2 protein-coding genes are annotated in these 589 nt (G+C 61.3%); both read left to right on the top strand.

Features of this window, described 5'->3' with window-relative positions:
* Window positions 1–238 (top strand): adenosylhomocysteinase (locus tag JNK74_29615; protein MBL7650332.1); only part of this gene is annotated, 238 nt, incomplete at its 5' end.
* A gap of 98 nt (window positions 239–336) precedes the next feature.
* Window positions 337–589 (top strand): hypothetical protein (locus JNK74_29610; protein ID MBL7650331.1); only part of this gene is annotated, 253 nt, incomplete at its 3' end.

Below are 589 nucleotides of genomic sequence, written 5' to 3'. Positions count from 1 at the left end.
GAGCTTCGTGATGTCCAACTCCTTCTCGAATCAGGTTCTGGCGCAGCTGGACCTCTGGAAGAACCGGGACAGCTACCAGGTGGCGGTCTACCGTCTGCCCAAAAAGCTGGACGAAGAGGTCGCCCGGCTCCACCTCGAGAAAATCGGCGTGAAGCTCACGAAGCTGACCGACAAGCAGGCCAAATATCTTGGCGTTTCGCAGGACGGTCCCTACAAGCCCGAGCACTACCGCTACTAAGCCGCCGGGTCCAACAGAATTCAACGGGCGCACCGCCACCACGGTGCGCCCTTTTTTTTGCTCTTGTTGACGGCCGGCGGGAGCGTTAAAGCCTGTGCATGCTCAAGCCTATTCCAGCAGTCTCCCGCCGCACCATGCTCCGCTGGAGTTCGCAGGCCTTGCTGGCCGCCGGGTTCTGGCCGGGAGCCGTCGCATCCGCCGCCGCATCCTCCTCCGCCTTCGATTTCTTGATCCTCAACGACCTCCACCACGTCGCTCCGGAGTGCACCACCTGGCTGAAAAAAGTCGTCGCCCAGCTCAAAGCACACCACACCGCCGAGTTCGCCCTCATCCTCGGCGATCTGACTGATC

The sequence above is a fragment of the Candidatus Hydrogenedentota bacterium genome (assembly GCA_016791475.1).
Classification (GTDB): Bacteria; Hydrogenedentota; Hydrogenedentia; order Hydrogenedentales; family JAEUWI01; genus JAEUWI01.
Note: the sequence above shows the minus strand (reverse complement) of the source record. Positions and strands in the feature narration are given on the sequence as shown.